Raw genomic sequence first — 16,951 nt, 5'->3', positions numbered from 1 at the left:
GGTTTCAACATGGCGTCATCCAAATGGCGCAATACAAAAAAAAGCGGGGTGTTGCCACCCCGCTTTGCTGACTTTACTTGAGTCGAGCTAATTAAAAATCAAACCTCGCCTGCAACAATGCAGTTTGGCCGAGGTATTGATTGCGGATTTCAGCATCGTAGCTCAACAGCAAGCTTTGCTTGAGGGTATTGTTGCCCACAATGCGGTAGCTGATGCCGAGATTGGCGCTATCACGCTCCTGGCTCACCGCCGAAGTACGGAAGGTGCTGCCACCCGCGGCAAAGCGTGCGGTCGTATCCTGATCCGTATTCGCAAACTCATGCTGCCAAAGGGCGCGGAGTTCGATGCCAGACTTCAGGCTGCCGATTTCCAGAGGCACAACGGCTTTGACACCCAGGCCAGAACGCAAGGAATCTGTGTCACGACCACTGATGCGCAATGCGCCTTCCCCATGCTCGGTGTAGCCATTTTCATCCAGACGGCTATAGGCAAGCGAAGCTACCGGAATCAGCGAAGACTTGCCGATGCTGATCGGCTTGCCAGCATCCACCTTGGCGGTATATTGCCATGCTTCATGGCTGCCACTGACGGTGTTGTTGATGATGACACGACGGCTGTCATACTCATGGCGGCCAAGACCTACTGCGCCATTCAGGTACCAGCCATCCATCAGGCGTGTGCCATACAGGGTAGCCTGATAGCTATCGATATCCAGACGGTTGGACGATGTCACGCCCTTGCCGCTGACATCGGAATTACCGTAGCTGATCGCAGCACCGACGCGCGTATTGCCGTCGCCCACCAAGGTATCAGCACCAGCCGCGAAACCAAATGCATCGGCATCATAACCATCCACCCCTTTGCGCTTATCCTGATCGCCGCGGAAACCAAAGGTCTGGAACCAGATGCCAGAAGACGTCGCCTGCTCACCTGTTGCCACGCCGCTCTTGCCACCGAGCTGGGCGATATTCAGGTTTTCCAGATGCTGACCAATCAGCCCGAACACCTTGTCGGTTGCAGATACTACGGCCTGGTAGCCTGCGTTATTGACCTCAGGCTTCAGTTGCTCCGCTGCCTTTTGTACCGCCGCATCGCCTTCCAGGTTTTGTACCTGGCTACCCAGCGTGCTGTCAAAGGTCAGCAGGTTGTTCAATGCGCTACGCGCACCCTGGGAAATACCGGTGATACCGGTTGTGCTGGTAGAGGACTCCAGTACCAGACTGCCATTTGCATTCACCTCGGCCGTCCAGTTGATCAAGCTGTTTGCGCTGCTGACTTCAGGTAGGGTAGTAGCGCCTGCGCTCACTGTGGAGCCATTGATTTGATAGGTATTGGCAACGGTGAAAAACTCGCCATTCTTCACCACGACACCGCTTGCGACTTTGGGAGCCAGCGTGATGTCAGATTCATCGCCGCCTGCGGTGGTGACGATATTGAGCGTGTCACCCATGCCAGCGATATTACCGGAAGGGTTCAGCAGGCTGCTGCCAGCACCACTGCCGAGAATGGTGGGTACCAGGGTAATGCTGCTTTCTACCAGACTACCGGATGCACTGCTGGATGCAGTATGGATCACCAGGTCTCCGTCAAAATCGCCTGCATTTTCAAAGGTGAATTGCTTGGTGCCGACCACGGTCCAGTTGCTGCTAACACCCGCTGTCCCGCCAACGGTATTTTCACCAGCGCTAGACGTGTTGCAGCTGCTGCATGTGGTATCCCGCTGATCAAGATCAATGTTTCCTGACAAGGTGCCCGTATTGACCAGGGTGTGCGTGCCATTGCTGTAGTAGAGATTACCGTTGATAGTGCCACTATTGGTAATCGCACTGTCAGCCTGACCCCATTGGCTATTGATGTTAAGTCGCGAATCAATGGTCGCGCTACCGGTCGCTTCGCCATTGGACAAAGACCACCAACGCAGGGCCGCGCCGTTGACGGAAAGGATATCGCCATTGATGGTGCCGCCGTTATTGAGTGTCATGCTGCGGACTTCGCCGCTGTCGGATACATGAGCAACACCGATTGCCGTTCCGGAAATAACACCATCATTGTTAATTACGGATTCAGCCGCGCGGGTATAGATACCACTGGCATAGGTACCAGTGCCGCTGATGGTGCCGGTGTTGTTGATGGTGACGCTGGCAGCCTCTTCTTCGGAATAGATACCTGCGGCCACCCCTATATTGGCAGCCGAAGTCGTGGAGGAATCGCTAAGGGTAACCGTGCCCTGGAATGAGGTTGCCGTGCTGGTTGTTTTGGTGATGGCATGCGATTGCACACCTGCAATCGTGCCACTATTGGTAATGACCATGCTCTCAACATCACCACCCACCTCGACACCATTGACCCGGCCAACGCCGTTATGAGTCGCGGTAATAGTGCCCGAATTTTTAAGCGTGTATTCGCCTTCGACATCGGTGCCGACACCGACGACTGCCGCTGTATTCAGCCGGGTCTTGTTGGTCAGCATATTGGCATCGCTGATGGTGGCACTAATGGTGCCGCTATTGGTAATGCGGTTAACTTCATCCCCAGTGGCCGAGCCAGAGCCGATGTATACGCCATATTTCTGCGAGGCATTGGCCGTGGTATTGGTATAGACAGAATCATTGACCAGGGTACCGGCATTCACAAATGTATTACCGTTCCCTTCCATCTGCACCACGCTGCTCGTGGTTCCTGTAGTCGAAATGGTGGCGGTATTGCTGAGCGTCGAACCTGCCGCATTGTTATACCGGCTGCCGTCGGTACAGGTGACATTATTCGCGTCTGTCGACGGTGCAGAGCCCGTTGTACAGTCGGCAAACGCTTCATTACCCAACACCATCATGGGCAATGCCATGGCTACTGCCAGCGCTATCCCCTTACGTTTTACTCCACGATCATGATTGTTTTGCACTGATTGTTCTCCACTGAATTTTTTTATAGGTTTACTTATGACGAAAAGCGGAGGGATTGTCAGAGAAGGTTCACAAAATACGTACAGATAAAATCCCGAATTAATTCGGGATAATTTCCCGGGAACTCACATGATGTGACGCCTGATCGATTTCTGGCCTGGCACCCACAAATATCGGCAGTTCAAAGGCCTGATTTGCCGGTCTCATGATGGTCATTCATGTGAAGAAAAGGGCGATGTAAGCCGGAAGCGCTTGCATACGCTATATTCATGGAAGGTGGCGCGCTGACATGCATGATCAGCACCATGGGACATTGACGCGCTTATTTAACGTTTAACGAGAACCCCATCATGATCTCATCCTCAAACTGGCTACTCTGGGCTTTGCTCTCCGCGGTGTTTGCCGCGATGACAGCCATTTTTGCAAAAATAGGCATACAGGGTGTCGACAGTGACCTGGCAACGCTGGTGAGAACCGGGTTCATCGTTGTGATTCTGTCGCTTTTTGTTGTCATGGCGGGCAAGTGGACGAATCCCTTGAACCTGTCTGGCAAAACCTGGGTATTTTTGGGATTGTCCGGCCTGGCAACAGGGGCATCCTGGGTATGCTACTTTCGGGCATTGCAGATAGGCGATGCCTCCAAGGTGGCGCCGGTGGATAAACTGAGCCTGGTGCTGGTGGCTATTTTTGCCTTTGCTTTCCTCGGTGAGCGCCCCATTGCCCGCGAATGGGCAGGCATTGCATTGGTAGCGGCAGGCGTTGTGTTATTGGCATTGAAGCGATGAGCGGCATCACCGATATCGGCAACATCGCCCAACAGCGGATCGGCCACCAAGCTTTCATGGCCACACTGTCACAGCAGCGTATAGGGAGCCGTAGCACATGATCAACAAACTGCAACGTAGTCTGGGAAAGCTTGGACCCGGACTGGTGACAGGTGCCGCGGATGATGATCCAAGCGGCATCGCGACCTATTCCCAGGCCGGCGCGCAATTTGGCTACTCCATGCTGTGGACCATGATCTTTACCTTGCCGCTGATGGTCGCCATCCAGATGGTGAGCGCCCGCATCGGCTATGTCACGCGGCAAGGCCTGGCTGCCAATATCAAGACCAGTTTCCCGCGATGGGTGTTGCTGACCGTGGTCAGCATGCTGCTGATCGCCAATACGCTGAATGTGGCCGCCGATATTGCCGCCATGGCAGAGGCTTTGCGCTTGCTGGTAGGCGGTTCAGCGCATCTCTATGCCGTGGCGTTTGGGCTCATTTGCCTGCTGCTGCAGGTGTTTCTGCCTTATCGCACTCATGTGCGCTGGCTCAAATGGCTGACATTGGCATTGTTATCGTACGTGGCGGTCGTTTTCACGCTGCATCTGGATTGGGGCATGGTCGTGGGGAAAGTGATCCATCCGGGCATCTCCATCAACCATGACATGCTGCTGATGATCGTGGCGGTGTTTGGCACCACCATCAGTCCGTATCTTTTTTTCTGGCAGGCCGCCCAGGAAATGGAAGATACGGCAGACCTTCCCGCCCCCACCACTCAGGAGGTAAAGCGCAAGCTGCGACACATCAGGCTCGATACCATTATCGGCATGAGCTTTTCCAATCTGATTGCATTTTTCATCATCCTCAGCACGGCTGCCACGCTGAATGCCGCCGGAATAACGGACATCCAGACCTCCGCACAAGCGGCAGAAGCCTTGAGACCTCTTGCTGGAGAATTTACTTTTATCCTGTTCAGCATGGGCATCATCGGCACTGGCATGCTGGCAGTTCCCATACTGGCGGGTTCAGCAGGCTATGCGGTAACGGAGGCAGCAGGATGGCAAGGAGGTCTGAATTCCAGACTGGACCGCAACGAGGGACGTGGTTTTTACGGCGTGATTGCCGCCGCGACCGTGGGTGGCGTGATTTTCTGCTTTACGCCCATGGACCCCGTTAAGGAATTGTTCTGGGCCGCGGTCATCAATGGCGTGATTTCTGTCCCCATTATGGTGGTCATGATGCTGTTGGCATCCCGGGGCAGCATCATGGGGCCTCATGTCATCAGCCTGCGCCTGTGGTGGCTGGGCTGGGCAGCAACGGCGGCCATGGCGCTAACCGTTGCAGGTATGCTCGTAACCTTATGAAGCCGTTCAACACATCGTTTCTGGTGTATCAGCCCCTTTGCATCTCACCCATAAGCCCCGCTAATAACCCCATACACATCGTTAACCATAACTTATTGATAAATATTGATTTTTCGGTGCAACACGCCCCAAACGTGTACTTTCCAGCCGTCCATGTCGATTTTATTTCCGCTAAAAATTACTGCAAGCAACTGATTTATATCCACTAACCCTTAGCATTCCCCCATGGCACACGCTTTGCTTACACAGGGCGGTAGCACGCTTCAATGACATTGAAATAAAAAACAACTTCATTCGGAAATGCCATATAACAAGGGGGTTCACCATGAAATTCACGATCGCAGCACTCGCTTTGCTATGCAGCCTCAACGCTCAAGCCACCACTATCGACTTTGAGTCGCTGGCAGTCGCAGACAGCGCCGTGCATTCACAAGGAGCAAGCTATACGGAGGATGGATACACATTGGTAGACAATGCATCCAGCCCTGACCTGCAAACATTGGGCACTCAACACATTTACTACACACAAAGCACCGCGTTGGTAAAAACCACTTCGTACCAGCAAAGCACAACCCTCACAAATAATGCTGGCAGCTCCTTTGATCTGCTTTCCCTTGATCTGGCTGAGTGGGGCGGTTTACCACCCACCCAGGTCAAAATCGTGGGTTACTTCGTGGCAGGCGGCAGTATCAGTCAGTTACTGACACTTGATCAGTTGTATGGCTTTCAGACATTTACCGTAGCCGGGTTTACCAATTTGCTATCCCTCACCATTACCCAATCAACCGGCAAGCTCTTTCAGCTGGATAATATCAAGGTTGTCTCTGCGGTGCCTGAGGTCGGCACCACGTTGATGCTGTTATCGGGATTAGGCCTCATTGGGACAATATCGCGTCGTCGTCGCACAAGCATGGCCAGCTAACTGGTTTAATTTCCTGCAACTCTTCAGCCTTGGCTGGCTGAAGAGTTGCCTCCCTAATCCAACGAGTTCGCCACTCATCGCGACTTTGACATCGATCGCAATGTAACTGCCTGCCAAATCATCTTGCTGCCTCTCAAAGGCCTGGCAATTAAACACAAAAGCTCACAGCAAAATAAAACTGAACTCGCCTTCGCTTATCAGTCAAATGAATTTGACCGGATAAGCTCATGATTACTGCCATATGTGATGTATTGAAGGAATGTTATAGCCGCGGATGGATATCGACACGGGATGGTAATGGATCTGTTCGCCGCAAAAACGAGAACTGGATATACGTCACGCCATCGGGTTCCAAAAAGCACCGGCTGGAAGCCGAAAGCCTGATCAAGCTTGAGTTTCAGCCTGACCACTCGCTGATACGACTCAACCCTGAGGATGGCGGCAAACCCAGCGGCGAAATCGAGCTGCACAGAAGGCTGCTGAAGGAGATTCCGGACACCCGTGCCATTATCCACGTGCATCCCACCTATACCATCGCCGCCATGTATGCCGGGCTGGACTTGCAGGCATTGTCACTGGATTTCCCCGAAATCCATCGTTACACGCGCGTGGCGCCCAATGTGCCGAACGTACCGGCGATCAGCCTGGAATTGGCCATGGCCACCTGCCAGGCACTCGATTTGCAGCCGGATGGGCATGTCTCGGCGGATATTGTGGGCTTGGACCGGCACGGCGTGATTGCCTTGGCGCGCGATCCCTGGGGAGCTTTTGAACATATTGAGCGACTGGAGCATATCTGCCAGATTGTGCTGGCCAGTGGCAATCTGCCCAAACATCGCATCGCCACAGACGTGCAAGCCCATGAGCCAGCCACGCACGCGCATGCCGATGTTGAAAAAACCGAGCAAGAAGAAACCCTTAACCCGGGCTTGAACAGCAGCAATGATATTTGACGGCATGGGCAGTGTTATCCGGGATGGATAACACTGCCCATGAATGACATCAAGCCTTGGCGTGAATATCTCGGTTGCAGCTGCTGCAGTCGTAAACTCGCGCCATACGGCTTGGAGTTTCAACCCAGCATAGACAATTGCTCAAGCTTGCCCTGTTGCAGGCTGCAATAATCGCTCTGGAGTTCCAGAGGCGACGACCTTTCCTCGCTCAAGTACCACTATGCGGTCCATCTTTTTCAAGAGAGCCAGGCTGTGGGTGGCGAGAATGACTGTTTTGCCCCGGGTTAATTGATCGACCGCGTCGACCAGCTTCGCTTCTGTCTCGCCGTCCACTCCGGCGGTAGGCTCGTCCAGCAAAAAAACCCGGGGGTCTTCGCTCAGGCTTCTTGCCAACACCACAATCTGGCACTGCCCGGCCGAAAGCCGTGGGCCCATGCCAGCAGACACGACCTGATCCCGCCGCAACTCGCCGCTTTTGAGCGCTGCTGCCAAGCCTGTCAGCAGCATGGCCTGCTCGGCGCGCAGGCTATCCATGCGCGCGAGATTATCCTGCAAGCAGGGGCCAAGCAGGTAAGGCTCCTGAGGTTTGTAGGTAATGGCGAGGGCACGCTGATCTGGGCTGTATGCCTCCACGCGCATCGCATTCAGCAATACCTGCCCTTCAGACGGGGTCTGTACACCGGCCATGCAACGCAGCAATGTCGATTTGCCCGAGCCTGGCCGGCCGATCACCGCAATGCGTTCGCCCGGGCCAAATGCAAGATTGACATGATCAAGAGTAACGTCGCCATCCTGGTTATGGCATGTCAGCTGGGTAACGGAAATATCGCCTTTGCCGCTGGCAATCGGCATCTGAACATAAGATGCATTTGCTTCAGGTTGCGCGGCAGCATCCAATTCTGCCTGCGTGCGGTTAAGGTCCTTCCACCCCAGTAGCAAGGAAGCCGCGGAGGATAATTGCAGCATGGCCCGAAGCTGAATCAGGGAGCAGGCAATCAGCGCGCCCACACTGATGGCGCCCGCCTCAATGCGGTAAACGCCGACGGCGAGCAAGGTAACCGAGGCCAGCCCAATACACATGCCCACCCAGGCCTGCCCAGCCGTTTGCCAGAATCGCTGGCGTCCGCGCAAGATGGCCCCTTGATACATTTCGCTCTCCCAGCGATCGGCCAGCAGGTGACGCAAGGGCGATATCTGCAGAAATGCGAGATTGCCCGCCAGCTCAGACAGCAAGGAGGCCTTGCGAGCCGCCACGCCCAGGGTGCGACTGCTGTAGTCGCGCTCAGGTTTATTGCTCAGCCACTGCCCCAGGAGGATAGGCAAGGCGAAAAGGATGGGAATCATCACCAGCCATCCTCCGATCAAACCTTGCGCGAGCAGAAAAAGCAACATGAAAGGCATATCGGCCGCCACCACAGCATACTGGGCCAACAAGGCATCCCGGGCACTGGCAAGATCGCGGTATCGCGACATCAATACCCCAGGCGATGCCACCTGCTGCGCGTTGGTAGTCAGCAAGCGATCGATGAAGCGCCCTTCCATATGCAACTCGGCTATCGCGCCCAACCGTTGCGTGACATAGGCACGGATGGTGCGCAGGGTAAATTCCAGTACTAACACCAGCAGCATGCCGGCGACCAGGGTCCACAAGGTTTCGACGTTGCCATTCCCCACGACCTTGTCATAGATCAGCATGGAGAATAGCGGCATTAGCAGACCACAGGCATTGATGATGAAACTGGAAAGTCCAATTTCGAGGCCATAAGGGGCCATGGCCCGCAGCACCTGCAAATGAAGAGATGACGGGACACCTGCCGCGGAAGGGACGCCAGACAAGGCGTCAGGCCGTGCTGACATTGAGCTGCGCAATCTGGGTCGCGCCTCCGAGAGTAGGGTCAGAATTATAGAAGGTGTACACAGAGCCGCTCGCATTCGTGGTGTAGTAGCTGCCAGACTCAATCACGATACTGTCATTGGAGTCCAACACCAGGCTGAATGTGGAACTAGTCCCCTGGCCCACGATGCTCTGAATGGCGGAAGCGGATATCTTGATAAACTCACTGCTGCCATCTGCCACGTCCATGGCTTCGGTATTGGTGACATTTGCCGCCAGGGAGCTCAGATTAATGACCGTGCTGCTTGCCAGACCGGTAATTTTGAGTGTGTCCGTTCCGCTCCCTCCATCGGCAATGGCAGAGAGATAATTACTGCTGTTGAATACCATCTTGTCGTTGCCAAGCCCACCGATGAGGGTATCGGCATATGTACTGGACGTCAGAACGTTATCCAGGGTGTTGCCCGTGAGCGTCTGCGCGCTGACGTTATTAAGCAGAGTTCCGTTCTCTACGTTATCCGCCAGCGTGCAAGATACGGTGGTGCAAATCAGATCAGTGCCCGCCCCAGCCGCTTCGGTGACCACATCACTGGTGCTGTCGACATAATAGGTGTCGTTACCAGCGCCACCGGCCATGGCATCAGCACCGGTACCGCCATCGAGAATGTCATTGCCTGCCCCGCCGGTCAGGGTGTCATTGCCGGCCAATCCATACAGGGTACTGCCAGCGCTGTTAGCGGTGAGGACATTGTCCAGCGTATTGCCAGTCGCGGTAAGTCCGGCGGTACTCCCACTCAAGGTCAGGTTTTCAACATTGGCACCCAGCGTGTAGCTAACGCTGCTGGATACCAGATCTGTGCCTTCCGATACATACTCTGTGACCACATCGCCGACGTTATCGACATAGTAGGTATCGTCCCCGGTTCCACCCAGCATGGTGTCGGCACCCGTGCCACCATTAAGGGTGTCGTTGCCTGCCCCACCACTCAGGGTATTGGCACCACTGTTACCAGTGATCACATTATCCAGCTCATTGCCTGTGCCATTCAGGTTGGATGAGCCCGTCAGCGTGAGGTTTTCAACATTGTTGCCCGCAGCCAGGGTATAGGTGATGGAGGCAGAGACCAGATCGGTCCCTTCCGACATATACTCGGTGACCACATCGCCGACGTTATCGACATAGTAGGTATCGTTCCCGGTTCCACCCAGCATGGTGTCGGCACCCGTGCCACCATTGAGGGTATCGTTGCCTGCCCCACCACTCAGGGTATTGGCACCACTGTTACCAGTGATCACATTATCCAGTTCATTGCCTGTGCCATTCAGGTTGGATGAGCCCGTCAGCGTGAGGTTTTCAACATTGTTGCCCGCGGCAAGGGTGTAAGTGATGGAGGCATAGACCAGATCGGTCCCGGCACTGCTGGCTTCCGTCACTACATCCCCCGCATCATCCACATAGTAGGTGTCATTACCCAAGCCGCCCGCCATGGAATCGGCACCCGTACCTCCATTCAGCGTATCGGCGCCCGCGCCACCAATCAGCGTGTCATTGCCCGCCAGGCCAGACAGGGTGCTGCCAGCGCTATTCGCCGTCAGGATGTTGTCCTGGGTATTGCCGGTGGCGGTGAGGCTTGCTGTGGTACCCGTCAGCGTCAGGTTCTCCACATTGGTCGACAAGGTATAACTCACCGTGCTGTATATCAGGTCGGTTCCCGCACTGCTGGCTTCGGTCACCACATCACTCGTGCTGTCGACATAATAGGTATCGTCTCCTGCACCACCCGTCATGGTGTCATTCCCGCCTCCGCCATCCAGGATGTCGTTTCCGGCGCCACCGATCAATGTGTCGTTACCCGTCAGGCCATACAGGTTACTGCCGGCGCTGTTGGCTGTCAGCACATTGGCCAGGGTGTTGCCCGTGCCGGTGAGACCCGCGGTTGTACCGGTCAGTGTGAGATTTTCGACGTTAGTTGTTAAGGTATACGTGATCGTGCTGTAGACAAGGTCAGTTCCGGCACTGCTAGCTTCGGTCACCACATCACTCGTACTGTCGACATAATAGGTGTCATTACCGGCACCGCCAGCCATGGTGTCGTTGCCGGCACCACCATCCAGAATATCCGCCCCAGCCCCGCCGGTCAGGGTGTCGTTGCCCGCCAGGCCATACAGGGTGCTGCCGGCGCTATTCGCTACCAACACGTTGTCCAGGGTGTTGCCCGTGCCACTGAGGCCCGCTGTCGTCCCCGTCAGCGTCAGGTTCTCCACATTGGCGGAAATAGTATAGGTCACCGTGCTGTATACCAGGTCGGTGCCTGCACTTGCTGCTTCGGTAATCGTGTCTGCCGTATTGTCGACGTAGTAGGTATCGTTACCCGCACCGCCCGCCATGGTATCCGTGCCCGCCCCTCCATCGAGGATGTCCGCCCCTGCACCTCCGTTAAGAGTGTCATTTCCGGCTAAACCATACAGGCTGCTGCCAGCACTGTTGGCGGTAAGCACGTTGTCCAGGGTATTACCGGTGCCGGTCAGACCGGCGGTAGTGCCAGTGAGGGTGAGGTTTTCCAGGTTGGCACCCAAAGTGTAGCTGATGCTGCTGGCTACGAGATCGGTGCCTTCGGCGGCGTTTTCAGTCACGAAATCGCCGGTGCTGTCGATGTAATAAGTGTCGTTGCCTAAGCCGCCTGCCATGGTGTCGGTGCCCGTGCCGCCGTCCAGAATGTCATTGCCCGCGCCGCCGGTGAGAGTATCGTTTCCGGCCAGACCATACAGGCTGCTGCCGGCGCTGTTGGCGGTGAGCACGTTGTCCAGGGTATTGCCCGTAGCAGTGAGGCCAGCAGTGGTGCCGGTGAGGGTGAGGTTCTCGACGTTGTTGGCGAGGGTGTAACTCACTGTGCTGTACACCTGGTCGGTGCCGGCATTGGATGCTTCGGTAATCGTGTCGGCGCTGTCGTCAACGTAGTAGGTGTCGTTGCCTGCACCACCGGCCATGGTGTCGGTGCCCGTGCCGCCGTCCAGAATGTCATTGCCGGCACCGCCGATGAGAGTGTCGTTTCCGGCCAGGCCATAGAGACTGCTGCCGGCGCTGTTGGCGGTGAGCACGTTGTCCAGGGTATTACCGGTGCCAGTCAGACCGGTGGTGGTGCCGGTGAGGGTGAGGTTCTCGACGTTGCTTGCGAGGGTGTAACTCACTGTGCTGTAAACCTGGTCGGTGCCGGCATTGGATGCTTCGGTAATCGTGTCGGCGCTATCGTCAACGTAGTAGGTGTCATCGCCAGTGCCACCGGCCATGGTGTCGGTGCCCGTACCGCCGTCCAGAATGTCAGCGCCAGCACCTCCTGTCAGCGTGTCATTCCCTGCCAATCCATAGAGGCTGCTGCCAGCAATGTTGGCTACCAGAACGTTATCTTGAGTGTTCCCGGTGCCTGCCAAACCAGCTGTCGTACCTGTCAGGGTCAGGTTTTCGACATTAGCAACCAGCGTGTAGCTGATACTGCTCAAGACCAGATCGGTGCCTTCTGCTCCACTTTCTGAAACTCCATCGCCGACATCATCCACATAGTAAGTATCATCGCCAGCGCCACCGGCCATGGCATCCGTACCAGTACCGCCATCCAGAATGTCAGCGCCCGCGCCTCCGGTCAGCGTGTCATTCCCGGCCAATCCATACAGCATGCTGCCTGCGGCATTGGCTACCAGAACATTGTCCAGAGAGTTGCCAGTGCCAGTAAGACCGGTAGTCGTGCCGGTTAAGGTCAGGTTCTCGACGTTGGCGACCAAGGTGTAATCGATGCTGCTGAAGACCAGATCGGTGCCTTCGGCGGCGTTTTCTGAAACGACATCGCTCACATTGTCGACATAGTAGGTGTCATTGCCTGCACCACCTGCCATGGCATCCGCACCAGTACCGCCATCCAGAATGTCAACGCCCGCGTCTCCTGTCAGCGTGTCATTCCCGGCCAGGCCATACAGGCTGCTACCAGCACTGTTGGCTACCAGAGTATTGTCCAGCGAGTTGCCGGTGCCGGTAAGACCAGCAGTCGTGCCAGTTAAGGTCAGGTTCTCGACATTGCTTGCAAGGGTATAACTCACCGTGCTGTACACCAGGTCGGTGCCTGCACTTGCCGCTTCGGTGATGGTATCTGCCGTATCGTCGACGTAGTAGGTGTCATTGCCTGAACCACCGGCCATGGCATCCGCACCAGTACCGCCATCCAGAATGTCATTGCCGGCGCCACCGGTTAACGTGTCATTCCCTGCCAGTCCATACAGGCTACTGCCAGCGCTGTTGGCGGTGAGCACGTTGTCCAGGGAGTTGCCTATGCCGGTAAGACCAGCCGTCGTGCCGGTTAAGGTCAGGTTCTCGACATTACTTGCGAGGGTATAACTCACCGTGCTGTACACCAGGTCGGTGCCTGCACTTGTCGCTTCGGTGATGGTATCTGCCGTATCGTCGACGTAGTAGGTGTCATTGCCTGAACCACCGGCCATGGCATCCGTGCCAGCACCGCCATCCAGAATGTCAGCGCCTGCGCCTCCTGTTAGCGTGTCACTCCCTGCCAATCCATACAGCGTGCTGCCTGCGGCATTGGCTACCAGAACATTGTCCAGAGAGTTGCCTGTGCCAGTAAGACCGGTAGTTGTGCCGGTTAAGGTCAGGTTCTCGACGTTGGCGACCAATGTGTAGCTGATACTGCTGGATACCAAGTCTGTACCCTCTGCTGCATTTTCTGAAACCACGTCGCTCACATTGTCAACATAGTAGATATCATCGCCAGCACCACCGGCCATGGTATCCGTCCCAGTACCACCATCCAGAATGTCAGCGCCCGCACCTCCTGTCAGCGTGTCATTCCCTGCCAATCCATACAGGCTGCTGCCAGCACTGTTGGCGGTGAGCACGTTATCCAGGGTATTGCCGGTGCCGGTCAGGCCGGCAGTGGTGCCAGTGAGGGTGAGATTCTCGACGTTGCCTGAGAGGCTGTAGCTGACGGTGCTGTACACCTGGTCGGCGCCTGCATTCGAGGCTTCGGAAATGGTGTCGGCGCTGTCGTCGACGTAGTAGGTGTCATTGCCTGCACCACCGGCCATGGTATCGGTGCCCGTGCCGCCGTCCAGAACGTCATTGCCAGCAGCGCCGGTCAGCGTGTCATTGCCGGCCAGGCCATACAGGCTGCTGCCGGCGCTGTTGGCGGTGAGCACGTTGTTCAGACTATTGCCCGTGCCGGTCAGACCGGCGGTGGTACCCGTCAGAGTCAAATTCTCCACATTCGATACCAGCGTATAACTGATGCTGCTCAAGACCAGATCAGTGCCTTGACCGGCGTTTTCCGTAACGACGTCGCCGACATTGTCGACGTAGTAAGTATCGTTGCCAGCAGCCCCCACCATGGTGTCAGCGCCGGTGCCACCATCCAGAGTGTCATTGGCGGCGGCGCCGTAAAGCACATCATTGCCTGCTCCCGCTTCAATACTATTGGGAAGCCCGCGGGCCGGCAGTACGAAGGTATAGTCTGAACCTGAACTTACCAGCAGATCGCTAGCGGAATTCACTTCCTTCACAATCACGGTGACTGTCTTTTCGAAGGTAACGGTGGCACCGGTAAGGTCAACCACGGTAATGTTGATGGTCAAGACAAAACTTTTTGCAAAGCCTGAGCTGTCTACATCCAGCGTCGTGGGATAAAGCAGATTATTTGTGATGACGTAAGTACCATCAAAAGACGAATCGCTTTGTGTAGTGGGGGTATTCAGCGTCCAGCTACCATCGGCATTCTGGGTGCCGCCTTCAAAACTAAAACCCGATGGCAAGCCGCTTACTGTATAGCTAGTGACACTTTTGGTGTTGTTGAGCGTAAGTGACATTTCCTTGGCAAAGCCGGACCCCATCCGCTGGGAGTCATCGCCATAAATAATGTCATCGCCGGAAGTCCCGGTAATGGTCTCGGCTGCGGACTGTGCTTCAAAACTGGCGTCTGTACCGCTTGAAGGGGTACCGCCGGCGCCGTATATCGTAGAGCCATCCACGCGTTCGCCGGTAACATTGAATAATGTAAATGTCCCTATGTCAGCAGGACCGACCGTGTGAACCGGGACAGGCACACTCCCCGCGCGCTCGGTCGGCAGGGTGATTTGCTGCACTACCCTCTCTGGCGTAAGTTGTGCAATTTCCTGATGATAGTTGAGACCGCTGACGACTTTCAGGGCATCAGCGGCCGCATTGTCTGTCTGCGTTATGTCGACCGCCTGGGCGGGAGGAGCAGCTGGTGCCTGAGATTGCTGTTGCTCATCGACCACTTGCTGATCGGATGGTGTCATTTGAGAGGTCGCTCCCCCCTGATGATCCGCATCAGGAGCAACAAAAGGCGAGTCCGTGGCAGTGGTTCCGAACTCACTCACCAGACCCAGCAACTTGCTGAGAAGCAGGGTTGATCCATCCGCGAATATCCCCTCTGGCGTTTTTACCGACATGGCATCCAATGCCCCACCCACCAGCACAAAGCGCTCCCCAGTCTTGAGTACGACCACCAAATCAATGTCCAGGACCGATACTTGCGAAATTTCGCTCTGGGCAAAGGGAAGCTTGAACTTGCCTTCGAAATTATTGATCATCGAGAGAGTAGCCATCAGAACGTCTCCTTCACTGTAGAATCAGTTTCAGAATAGTGTCTTGTTGCTTTGCGATGCAGTGCCAGCACGGCGCCAAGGCCGGTGCGTAACTCCACTTCCAGCCGCTCGAAAGCACGGGAAATTTCCTGCCCGATCTCAATCGTTACCAGATCGTGGCGCAGGGTTGAAAGACTGGCTTGAATTTTTTCGGTGTTGGCGACGGATTGATTGGCCATCTCCACGACAGCGAGCTGCAGATCCACGATGGCCTGTATATGAGCTTCTGATGCGGCTTTCTGATGTTGCAGCGTGGTAGCGTTGATAGCATGGGCTTCTGAAATTGCATTGAAAATGCGCTCAAAAATGGCATGCTGGTGCATGACCGCCTGCTGCGCGATATCCGCCTCCGCATTTCGCACTTCGACAGCGGAAATTCGCTGTTCCAGCATTTCACTGAAGAGCTGATGGCTTTGCCGGGCATGCTCGCCATACGCTGTTTCCACCTGCGCAACCAGCAGAGACAGGTGTTTGATCAGGGTTTGCGCCAAACTCTGCTGCTGTAAATCCGACTGCCGCTGTGCATGCACAACCGTCCCGGCGAGTTGCTCAACAGAGTGCCCCATCCTGTCCGTCAGCTGGATCAAGGCTGGCAGAGATGCCAGGTGTGCGTTCATGCTTTCCGCGTTTTGGGCCGATTTCTCGTTAATGGATACAAACCTTTCCATGCCTGCTAAAAGCTGGGAGATGCGCATTTCGTTGTCCGCGCCTTGTCTTGTCAGGGCACGCACTTCGCCTTGCAATCCCTGATGCAATCGTTGCAGCTCTGCCATGCGGGATAGGAGCAAGGCATGATCCGCTTCCATTTCCGTGCTGGCTGCGGGAGTGGCTTCTGCGATCATGCCTTCCGTCATGGCACGCGAAAATTGCATGAAATCGGCCTGGAACGCACGTACCGACAGCAGCATGATGCCCAGCATGAGCGAGCAGAGAAGACCAAACATCGAGGCGCTGAATGCCGTGCCCATGGCAGTCAGTGGGTACTGCAAGGTAGCTATCAGCTGGACCAGGGCCTGATCTATATTCTGCGAGGTGTCTGCCTTGCCAAAGCCGCCGATCAGATCCCCCACAGCAATCAGGGTTTCCAACAGGCCAATGAAGGTGCCGAGAAGACCCAGCGCAATCATCAAACCGACGATATATTGCGCGGCTTCCTGTCGGCTATCGAGCACCTCCTGCATGTGCTCCAGCGTCTCCTGGACTTGCCCCTGCTCAATGACGGATGCGTGCCGTGAAAGGCGAATTTGCTGAAGGCGCAAGATCAGGCCCGAGACAAGCGACTTGCCAGCAGATGGCTCGGCAGAGCCGCTGGAGACAAAGCTTTCAAATATCTGCCACTCAGATCGAATATCCCTGACTCTTAATAGCATCAGCATCACACCAAACGCTGCGGTGGCAATAATGATGCTGTTGATCGCGATATTCGTCAGAATCGAATGAATCACAAACGCATGAAAAGTGACGGCGCCGGCCATCGTCATTGCCAAAGGCAAAAGCACCAAAATAAGATGTTTTCTATACGTAGGCTTGAGAGTTTTCATCATGAAAT

General features: G+C 55.4%; 8 protein-coding genes. 4 read left to right on the top strand and 4 right to left on the bottom strand.

Annotated elements, in window-relative coordinates; genetic code table 11:
* Nucleotides 1-91: 91 nt before the first annotated feature.
* Nucleotides 92-2,899, bottom strand: a complete 2,808-nt coding sequence (locus FNL37_RS04450; RefSeq protein ID WP_244948200.1) for an autotransporter family protein — start codon at nt 2,897-2,899, stop codon at nt 92-94.
* Nucleotides 2,900-3,250: 351 nt separating this feature from the next.
* On the opposite strand from FNL37_RS04450, the gene FNL37_RS04445 reads away from it, so the two are divergent.
* The 4 genes from FNL37_RS04445 to FNL37_RS04430 all read left to right on the top strand — a co-directional run bounded on the left by FNL37_RS04445 (nt 3,251) and on the right by FNL37_RS04430 (nt 6,905).
* A complete protein-coding gene (locus FNL37_RS04445) occupies nt 3,251-3,685 on the top strand; it encodes an EamA family transporter (RefSeq protein WP_015830574.1) in 435 nt (144 codons plus the stop codon).
* Between the two features lie 97 nt (nt 3,686-3,782).
* Nucleotides 3,783-5,030: an NRAMP family divalent metal transporter gene (locus tag FNL37_RS04440; RefSeq protein WP_159355267.1), complete on the top strand. Its 1,248-nt coding sequence runs from the start codon at nt 3,783-3,785 to the stop codon at nt 5,028-5,030.
* A gap of 325 nt (nt 5,031-5,355) precedes the next feature.
* The gene (locus tag FNL37_RS04435; RefSeq protein ID WP_159355266.1) at nt 5,356-5,952 is read left to right on the top strand and encodes a PEP-CTERM sorting domain-containing protein; all 597 of its coding nucleotides are present in this window, start codon (nt 5,356-5,358) and stop codon (nt 5,950-5,952) included.
* Between the two features lie 227 nt (nt 5,953-6,179).
* On the top strand, nt 6,180-6,905 hold the full coding sequence (locus FNL37_RS04430) for a class II aldolase/adducin family protein (RefSeq protein WP_159355265.1): 726 nt from the start codon (nt 6,180-6,182) through the stop codon (nt 6,903-6,905).
* A gap of 141 nt (nt 6,906-7,046) precedes the next feature.
* Here FNL37_RS04430 and FNL37_RS04425 read toward each other — a convergent pair whose 3' ends face one another.
* The 3 genes from FNL37_RS04425 to FNL37_RS04415 form a co-directional block, all read right to left on the bottom strand.
* On the bottom strand, nt 7,047-8,678 hold the full coding sequence (locus FNL37_RS04425) for a peptidase domain-containing ABC transporter (RefSeq protein ID WP_159355264.1): 1,632 nt from the start codon (nt 8,676-8,678) through the stop codon (nt 7,047-7,049).
* A 67-nt stretch (nt 8,679-8,745) separates the two neighbouring features.
* Nucleotides 8,746-15,363, bottom strand: a complete 6,618-nt coding sequence (locus FNL37_RS04420) for a calcium-binding protein (protein WP_159355263.1) — start codon at nt 15,361-15,363, stop codon at nt 8,746-8,748.
* Entirely contained in the window at nt 15,363-16,877 is a 1,515-nt protein-coding gene (locus FNL37_RS04415) for a hypothetical protein (protein WP_159355262.1), read from the bottom strand. Before FNL37_RS04415 ends, FNL37_RS04420 begins: the two co-directional genes overlap by 1 nt.
* Nucleotides 16,878-16,951: the final 74 nt, after the last annotated feature.

Source organism: Methylovorus glucosotrophus (assembly GCF_009858335.1).
In the GTDB taxonomy this organism is placed as follows: domain Bacteria; phylum Pseudomonadota; class Gammaproteobacteria; order Burkholderiales; family Methylophilaceae; genus Methylovorus; species Methylovorus glucosotrophus.
Note: the sequence above shows the minus strand (reverse complement) of the source record. Positions and strands in the feature narration are given on the sequence as shown.